The sequence below is a fragment of the Nostoc sp. ChiQUE02 genome, from assembly GCF_034531305.2.
Taxonomy (GTDB): domain Bacteria; phylum Cyanobacteriota; class Cyanobacteriia; order Cyanobacteriales; family Nostocaceae; genus Nostoc.
Map to the genome: position 1 here is coordinate 21,715 of NZ_JAVRBN020000061.1, position 6,466 is coordinate 28,180.

The 6,466-nt window shown below is 41.3% G+C and carries 6 protein-coding genes; 5 read left to right on the plus strand and 1 reads right to left on the minus strand.

What is annotated here, in order from left to right:
* Positions 1-94: 94 nt before the first annotated feature.
* From RM347_RS32075 to RM347_RS32085, 3 genes are all read left to right on the plus strand, one after another.
* On the plus strand, positions 95-1,828 hold the full coding sequence (locus tag RM347_RS32075; protein ID WP_322717131.1) for a hybrid sensor histidine kinase/response regulator: 1,734 nt from the start codon (positions 95-97) through the stop codon (positions 1,826-1,828).
* A gap of 495 nt (positions 1,829-2,323) precedes the next feature.
* Positions 2,324-3,388, plus strand: a complete 1,065-nt coding sequence (locus RM347_RS32080) for an SDR family NAD(P)-dependent oxidoreductase (protein ID WP_322717132.1) — start codon at positions 2,324-2,326, stop codon at positions 3,386-3,388.
* 88 nt (positions 3,389-3,476) lie between these two features.
* Positions 3,477-4,136, plus strand: a complete 660-nt coding sequence (locus RM347_RS32085) for an alpha-ketoglutarate-dependent dioxygenase AlkB family protein (RefSeq protein ID WP_322717133.1) — start codon at positions 3,477-3,479, stop codon at positions 4,134-4,136.
* Between the two features lie 87 nt (positions 4,137-4,223).
* Here the strand turns inward: RM347_RS32085 and RM347_RS32090 are convergent, their stop codons facing one another.
* The gene (locus RM347_RS32090; protein WP_322717134.1) at positions 4,224-4,406 is read right to left on the minus strand and encodes a hypothetical protein; all 183 of its coding nucleotides are present in this window, start codon (positions 4,404-4,406) and stop codon (positions 4,224-4,226) included.
* Between the two features lie 124 nt (positions 4,407-4,530).
* Between RM347_RS32090 and RM347_RS32095 the strand changes: the two genes are divergently transcribed.
* Both RM347_RS32095 and truB read left to right on the plus strand, forming a co-directional pair.
* Positions 4,531-4,908, plus strand: coding sequence for a hypothetical protein (locus tag RM347_RS32095; protein WP_322717135.1), 378 nt, complete (start codon positions 4,531-4,533; stop codon positions 4,906-4,908).
* Positions 4,909-5,435: 527 nt separating this feature from the next.
* Positions 5,436-6,320 (plus strand): tRNA pseudouridine(55) synthase TruB, encoded by an 885-nt coding sequence (gene truB / locus RM347_RS32100; RefSeq protein WP_322717136.1) that lies wholly within the window; start codon positions 5,436-5,438, stop codon positions 6,318-6,320.
* Positions 6,321-6,466 lie beyond the last annotated feature (146 nt).

Here is a 6,466-nt window from a genome sequence, read left to right on the forward strand (position 1 = left end):
TATTTATACTTATTTTATATTATTTTTAGAATTATGCAAGAAAATACTATCTGGATAAAAGGGATCTATATGGCTCCCCGATCCTCATCCCCTTATGTTGGACACATGGACGCTACTGATCATTGATGATTGTGCAGCAGATCGGAAAATTTATCGCCGATATCTTTTGAAAGATCCGCACCAGTCCTACCAGATTTTGGAGGCAGATTGTGCAGAAGAAGGACTTGCTTTGTGCCAAAAAGTACGCTGCGATGTCATTCTGCTAGATTTTTGCCTGCCTGATATGAGCGGGTTAGAACTCTTCGATCAGATGCAACGGGAGATATTTGAGACTTCTATCCCTGTGATTATGTTGACAGGGCGTGGCGATGAAGAGATCGCTGTGCAAGCAATGAAACGGGGTGCTTTGGATTATTTAGTCAAGCACCATCTGACACAGGATGTGCTGCAACTAGCAGTCCGCAATGCCATCAAGCAATCATGCTTACAAGCCCAACTTAGCAAAACTCAAGAGCGCCAACGCCTAATTGCCACGACTGCTTTACGAATTCGCCAGTCTCTGAACTTAGAGCAAATTTTAAATACGGCTGTAGCAGAGGTACAACAACTTCTAAAGTGCGATCGCGTGATGGTGTATCAGTTTGCCCCAGATATCGACGGTAAAATAGTTGCCTCATCAGTTGAGTCATACCGCACTGTAGCATTGTGCGATCGCATTGGGGCTGGGAAAGAAGCAGGGGAGCAGAGGGAGGAAAGAGGTAAATTAATTACTCATTCTCCCCCTTGCACCCAGCAAAGTGCCCCTCTGCCTCTTGTGCCCAATCCCCAATCCTCAATCCCTTATATTTATGAGCTTGGCTTATGTAATTGTGTCAGCCTAAAAGAGCAATTTAATACTAAGGCAAACCTAGTGGTTCCCATTAATCTGAGCAATAATGGGAACCCAACCCCCAAGCTTTGGGGTTTGCTGATTGCTCACCATAATTCCGGGGAACGACAGTGGCAAACTGATGATGCAGAAATGCTCAATGAAGTTTCGGTGCAGCTAGCGATCGCTATCCAACAGGCGGAATTGCTAGCCCAAACTCAAGCAGCCCTTGCCAAAGAAAAGCAACTTAATGCCTTTAAATCCCAAATCATTACAACGGTTTCCCATGAGTATCGAACGCCGCTAACTTCAATTCTGGCTGCTGCATCAACTTTGGTAAAACATAGCCAGCAACTGGATGAGTCTAAACAACAGAGATTCTTGGGAATCATTGAACAGAAAGCAAGGTATATGTCCAAACTTGTGGATAATATGCTTCTGGTTAACCAATTTGAACTAGAAAAACCCCAATTTAAGCCAATCCTGATCGATTTACTCCAATTCTTTGCTGATTTGATCGAACAGGAGCGAGAAACGGCAGGCGATCGCCACGAATTGATTTTCCAAATTACTGGGAATAATCAGGGCTTTTGGGGCGATCGCGGACTTTTGCAGCAAATTTTTATTAACTTAATATCCAATGCAATTAAGTACTCTCCAGATGGAGGAACTGTGGAATTCCACCTCATTGGCAAAGAATCAGAGGTAATCTTTTACATCAAAGATCAGGGAATTGGTATCCCAATAGCAGATCAAGAAAATTTGTTTCAATCCTTCAGTCGTGGAAGTAACGTTGACACAATTCCTGGTACCGGCTTAGGGCTTGCGATCGCTAAAGGTTGTGTTGAGTTACATGGTGGCAATATTACCTTGTCCAGTGAAGTGGGGCAAGGAACTAAAGTTACAGTCAGCTTACCGAAAGTATTCCCATTGGATCAAATATCCCCATCATCAACTTGATCTGTAGCAGTGTGGTTATCAGTTATCAATTAATCTCTATTGGCAACGAAGCAAGAGATTAAAAAGATGTGGTTCACGATAGGTGCTTAAAAACAGAGAATTTTAACAATATATAAACCTTGTTTCACATGAGTTTCATATGAGTTTATTTTAGGATACTCATTTGATACTATTTGCTCTAGATAAATAAAATTAACGTGAGTTCGACGGGTCACACGAATCAAAAGACCTCTCCCTGTTTTTACTACGCAAAAACTGTCGCTCTCCGAGTCGGAGAGGGACAGACTTGAACTTTAGTTCAAGACAGGGAGAGGTTCGTCAAACTCCCGTTAATTTTATTGAGCATTCTAGTACAATATGGCAAAAGTTTGCCTGTATAAGAAAGAGAAACAACAAACCACCAAGAGCGCAGAAAATACAAATAAATAATAAGTTAAAAAGTTTGATGAGCCTCACAAATAAATGGTATCACTAGCAAATTTTAGAGGAATAAATATGACAACTCAAACGAGCAAATCAGATAAAACTGTAATCATTACAGGAGGGAATAAAGGATTAGGTTATTACTGTGCGAAAGCGATCGCAACATTAGACCCAAACTCCCATGTGATTATTGCTAGCCGCAACCAAAACCAAGCAGCTTTGTCGGTCAAACGGTTGATAGCCCAGACGGGTAACAAGTCTATCGAAGCATTGATGTTGGATCTTGCCTCTACAACATCAATCCGCACTTTTGTCAAAGAATTCGCAGCAGGCGTTGGCGCAGCCTCTCCAAAGGAGAATCGCCCTCCCTTGCGTGCGATCGTGTGTAATGCAGGTATACAAGTTGTCACAGGTACAACTTACACAGAGGATGGTTTTGAAACCACTTTTGCAGTCAACCACCTTGGACATTTTCTGCTAGTCAATCTCTTACTTAAACACTTAGTTTCTCCAGCCCGAGTTGTATTTGTCACCAGTGGCACACATTTCCCCAACGATCAGCCTAATCAGACCTTGAGTATGCCTTCTCCTGAGTATCGCAATGCCAAGTTACTTGCATTTCCTGATTTAGCTTCGACTCAAAAAGAGGAGGATGCTTATACAATCGGTAGGCGACGCTATACCACCTCAAAGCTTTGTAATATTTTATGCGCTTATGAGTTATCACATCGCCTCCAGTCTCAGGGATACAGTACCCAGCAGTGCCCAATTACAGTGAATACCTTCGATCCTGGACTTATGCCAGGTACAGGAATCATCCGTGACTACGACCTAATCAAGCGTTTCGCATGGACTTTTCTTTTGCCAGGATTCCGTCTTTTTGCACCATACGTAAACACACCTCACAAATCTGGGAAAGACCTTGCCAAACTGATTCTTGACACGGAATTGGCAGGAGTTACAGGCAAATATTTTGTTGGTCTGCGACAAGTCCCATCTTCTGAGGAATCTTACGATCAAAACAAAGCTGTGGAACTATGGGAAACCAGTGCGGAACTACTCAAGCTCACTCCTAATGAAACCATTTTGCGTAGGTGTAGCCCGCCGCAGGCATCGCCAGAATCTATAGCGGATTAATCTGTAAACCCTTCAGAGAAATAAAAAGATATGAAAGACAGTTCACTATAAAACTTTGAAATAAGCTTTTACGAAAAATATATCAGCTATGAATGCGATTCAAGGTAACTTATTCTCTGGGTTTAACTCTGCTATCAATGAGCCAAAGAATAGTGAAGAGAAAGAAGTCCTATCTATGCCAGATGCAGATGTGATTTTCTATCACAATTTTTTCAATCAGCAAGAGAGCGACGAGCTTTTTCAAACCTTGTTTAACGAAATCAAATGGCGACAAGACAAGATGAAGATTTACGGCAAGGAAGTAAACTTGCCAAGAAAAACTGCTTGGTATGGAGATAGAAACAAATCATATACATTCTCAGGCATTCATCTTGAACCAGAACCTTGGACACCTACATTGCTACAAGTAAAAGAGAAAGTTGAGAAGATTGCAAAAGTTAGGTTTAACAGCGTTTTGCTCAACCTTTACCGAGACGGAAATGATGGAATTTCCTGGCACACTGATGCTGAACCCGAACTAGGTAACAATCCTGTAATTGGTTCTGTTAGTTTTGGTGGAGTAAGAAGGTTTATGTTTAGGCATAAGCACGATAAGAATTTGAAAGCAGAAATTGAGTTAATACATGGCAGCCTCCTTGTTATGGCGGGAGCAACGCAGCATTTTTGGCAGCATCAGATCCCAAAAACATCGAAGAAGGTTCAACCAAGAATTAATCTAACTTTCAGGGTAATTAGTCATTCCCGTTGATGGTATTTGGAAACAATCATTTGCAATATACAGCCTCCCTTACACAGTAGGGAGGTTTTTCCATATTCAATAAGTTTGAACAATTAACTACACACCCTCATCTAGTGCCTTCTGAATAGCTTGACGGCAAAATTCAGGGGGGTCATCCTTAGCTTTAACCGCATCTTTCATTTCCTTAGTGACACGGAAGCTCAACTGATCAGTTAATACTTCTTCACCTCTTTTTTTACCTGGTTCTAAATTTTCAGGTGTTCCTTTGGGATTAGCCATTCATGTATAAACGTAACTATAGCTTGAATCGAACGAAACCAATCGAATAGACTTTTAAATCGGTGGTGTTCTCCGTCTGACAAACAGTTCACCACCGATACCACTTTTGAGAAATGGTAACTCTATGTTTACACGTTTGGAACTCGAAATCAAAACCATCAAAGAACTGCGTGACCTATGCTTACGCTACGGCATCAAACCAACTGGGAATAAAGGGTACAAGACCTCATGGATTACATCCTTGATGGTATTCCCTCGAATGGCATTATCTCAATTCGAGGCAGGTAAAGGATTGAAACCTCCTACCTTTGCTTTCATGCAAGCACTGAGTAACGCTATAGATGAGATGAATGCTCCTACAGATGAGCAAGCTGCACTCATCAAAATCACGATGGAAGGAAAAATCATGAATTACCCAGATAGGTACACCCAAGAGAAACTGCTAGCTTTGCATAAAGCAAAAATGTATCTTGAAATGGCTATCGGGTTACTGAGTCAGTAATCATCCATTAATTTCTGTCAGCTAACTCCCTTCATGCTAGAGGGGAGTTTTTTTGTGAGTACCTTGGGGTACAGGGTATGTGACTTTTTTGATGTTTTTAAAGGAAAAATCGATGTGAGCTTCTAAATAGAGGTTAGATGTCTGGAGTTATTGGAGTAATACTTAAGAGTTCTCTAAGGATAGAGATATGCTTTTATTCCTCTTTCCCCGATAATGGGGTTGAAAGAGCAAGCATTTTTTGAGACTGATTAACGAGTATGACTTTACAGTTATTATTTATGTTTAAATAAGTCGGTGCTAATATTTCCAGCTATGTTAAGGAATTTTAATGTAGGGTGTGTTGTCGCCAAGCGCCGCACCGTTAACAATCCAAGGTGCGTAAGCCTATGGCATAACATACCCTACGACTAATTTATATTTCTTCATATAGATAGAATTTTTATCGCCGACTTACTTAAATGCTGAAATTAAGATATTTGAGCATTCGATGAGTATTTGAGACAGAAAAAAGTAAAAGTATTGCTATTGTGTTATTTCAAGGTTTTCTCAACTTAAACAAACCATTTGACTGGACTTCCCACGACTGCGTAGCGCGGGTGCGAAAATTATTGCGCCTTAAACGTGTAGGACATGCGGGAACCTTAGATCCAGCAGCGACAGGGGTCTTACCGATCGCACTTGGTAAAGCCACAAGATTATTGCAATATCTCCCAGAAAACAAAGCTTACAAGGCTACCATTCGCCTGGGTGTGCGTACTACAACCGATGATTTAGAAGGTGAAATCATTAATTCTCAACCTTGTGCTGGATTGAGTTTGGCAGAGGTGAAAACTGCACTGGCACAATTTGAAGGCAAGATTGAGCAAATACCACCGAATTACAGTGCCATTCAAGTGGATGGGAAACGCCTCTATGACTTAGCACGTAAAGGTGAAATGGTGGAAGTTCCAGTGCGGACAGTGGAAATTTTTCACATAGAAATTTTGGACTGGAAAGAAGGAGATTTTCCCGAATTGGATGTGGCGATCGCTTGTGGTTCTGGTACATATATTAGAGCGATCGCCCGTGACTTAGGTGCAATCTTAGAAACTGGTGGCACTCTTGCAGCTTTAATCCGCACCCAAAGCAGTGGTTTCGATTTAACAGATAGTCTCACTTTGACCGACTTAGAAACTAAACTGGAATCTGGGATATTTCAACCTCTTGCCCCTGATACAGCCTTACAACATTTGTTGTCTGTTACTTTACCAGCAACATCTGCTCAAAAATGGTGTCAAGGTCAGCGAGTTTCTCTAATTTCTGATGTAACTGGGATAGTGCGAGTTTATGAAGAAGAAACTCGCTTTTTGGGTGTTGGACAATTACAAGATGAGGTGTTGATTCCTCAAATGGTTTTTGAACCGATTTCTTAAAACTGCTGTTCTAATCTTCTTTAAGATGATCGTACAAAATGGTGCGTTACGCTAACGCGGTAACACACCCTACTGGCGTGGCAAGGCTAAATTGTTGCAAAAAAATTTGTAGGTTGGGTTGAGGAACGAAACCCAACACTCCTATT